The organism is Streptomyces sp. (genome assembly GCF_036566765.1).
Classification (GTDB): Bacteria; Actinomycetota; Actinomycetes; order Streptomycetales; family Streptomycetaceae; genus Streptomyces.
The window spans coordinates 1-1,674 of record NZ_DATCVQ010000123.1; the positions used below are offsets into that span (position 1 = coordinate 1).

4 protein-coding genes are annotated in these 1,674 nt (G+C 72.3%); 2 read left to right on the plus strand and 2 right to left on the minus strand.

Features of this window, described 5'->3' with window-relative positions; genetic code table 11:
• Positions 1–55 precede the first annotated feature (55 nt).
• Entirely contained in the window at positions 56–337 is a 282-nt protein-coding gene (locus VIU94_RS06430; protein WP_331908479.1) for a holin, read from the plus strand.
• Positions 334–582 (plus strand): hypothetical protein, encoded by a 249-nt coding sequence (locus VIU94_RS06435; RefSeq protein WP_331908481.1) that lies wholly within the window; start codon positions 334–336, stop codon positions 580–582. The genes VIU94_RS06430 and VIU94_RS06435 overlap by 4 nt, the downstream gene beginning before the upstream one ends.
• A gap of 77 nt (positions 583–659) precedes the next feature.
• Here VIU94_RS06435 and VIU94_RS06440 read toward each other — a convergent pair whose 3' ends face one another.
• Positions 660–920 (minus strand): hypothetical protein, encoded by a 261-nt coding sequence (locus tag VIU94_RS06440; protein WP_331908483.1) that lies wholly within the window; start codon positions 918–920, stop codon positions 660–662.
• A gap of 94 nt (positions 921–1,014) precedes the next feature.
• Positions 1,015–1,458, minus strand: a complete 444-nt coding sequence (locus VIU94_RS06445; protein WP_331908485.1) for a hypothetical protein — start codon at positions 1,456–1,458, stop codon at positions 1,015–1,017.
• Positions 1,459–1,674: the final 216 nt, after the last annotated feature.

Below are 1,674 nucleotides of genomic sequence, written 5' to 3' on the forward strand. Positions count from 1 at the left end.
CCGGGCGGCACCATCAACGGCCGCCACCTGTAGCCACCCTCACCCTAGGAGCATCGTGGAAACCTCGTACCTGCGCACCCGCGAGTTCTGGGCCGGCGCCCTGGAGCGTGCCGTACGCGCCGCCGCCTGGACCCTCGCCGCTGTCCTCGGCGTCCCCAACGCCGGCGAAGCCGTCGGCGTCGAGGTACGCCACATCGGCTGGCGTGACGCCGCGACCCTCGCCCTGGGCGCCGCCGCCGCGTCGCTGGTCGCATCCATCGTCGCCGGGAAGGTCGGCGGGCCGGCCGGATCCCCGTCGCTGGTGGACGACCGGCCGAAGGCTGTCACCGTCCGGTGAGCGCCTGGACGTGGGGCTGGCTCGCCTGGTTCGGCTGGTTCCTGCTGGTCGAGGGCATGGCCCTGTTCAACTCCAAGCCCGGCGACACCCTCTCCGAGCACGTCTGGGCGTGGTTCGGCACCCAACGCCGCCGGCCCGGCCAGCCCGAGCGGCCCCGCACGGGGTGGACGCAACTGCGGCGGGTGCTACTGCTCGGCTTCATGGCCTGGCTGTCCGTGCACTTCCTCACCGGCGGCTGGGCCTGACCAACCCCGCACACGACTGCGCCCCTCCTCGCGTGCCCGATTCGGGCCGCAGGGAGGGGCGCTTCGTGCTGTCCGGGTCAGGACCGCGACGTCGACAGGCAGATCGTGTACGTCCGGCCGCCGGACGCGGTGATGGTCTTGCAGTTCCGCGGGGCCTGCGACGCGCAGATCGTGGTGGTGTGACCGCCGGCGCCCGTGACCGTCTTGCAGGTTCGCAGGGCCTGGAAGGCGTGGTAGCTGGTCCGGGCGGTCGTGCCGGCGCCGACGTCGGTGGCGGTGGCCTGCGGTGCGGCGGCGGCCGGGACGAGGGCCATCAGGCCGGCGAGCAGGATCTCCATGGGTTTACTCCTTGGTGGAAGGCGACCCCCGGCCAACGCCTCTTCACTTTCGCTGGCCGGGGGTCTGGGTTCACGGTATACACCAGCGTCAACGCTAGGCCAGCGTCGTCGACGTCACCAGCCAGCTGCCGTCGCGCTCCCGGTTCACCTCGCACCGGTAGACGCCCCGGATCGTCGCCCCGAATGCGTTCTGCGCGTCGACCGTCCCGAACACCTTGTAGTAGGTGGCGAAATCGCCGCGCTCGACGACCACCGTGGTCTTCTCGCCGTAACTGGCCGTCGACGGCGACTTCAGCTTCGCGGTGACGGACTGCTGGCACCGGTCGACCGCACGGTCCTCGTCGGTGGGGATCAGCGCGTACGCGGTCCCGCCGCCGGCGGCCAGGACGCCGACCACCACGGCGGGGATCCACCAGCGGCGCCGCCGCTTCGCCTCCGCGCGCTGCTCGGGGCCCTCCATCTCGATCCAGGATCGGTCGGCGGGGGGCTGCTGGGGGATGCGCGCCTGGTCGTCGCGCGGGTCGAGGGGGAGCGTCATGCCGGGCACCGTACCGGCCGGACGCAAAACGAGGGGCCCCACCAGCTGGTGGGGCCCCTTCGTCGCGTCTGGGGGCTACCAGTCGCGGCCGTCCACCACCCCCACCAGGTCCGGCTCTGTTGCCTTCCGCGCCGCACACCACAACCCGTGCAGCTCGTGCGCCACGAGGTTCCGGTCGGCCTGAAACCGGCACATCGCCTCGTACGCCGCCTCGTA

Bases quoted from the DNA above. Each gene is read 5' to 3' on its own strand.
- VIU94_RS06440 (WP_331908483.1), bottom strand. From the start codon at position 920: ATGGAGATCCTGCTCGCCGGCCTGATGGCCCTCGTCCCGGCCGCCGCC.
- VIU94_RS06445 (WP_331908485.1), bottom strand. From the start codon at position 1,458: ATGACGCTCCCCCTCGACCCGCGCGACGACCAGGCGCGCATCCCCCAG.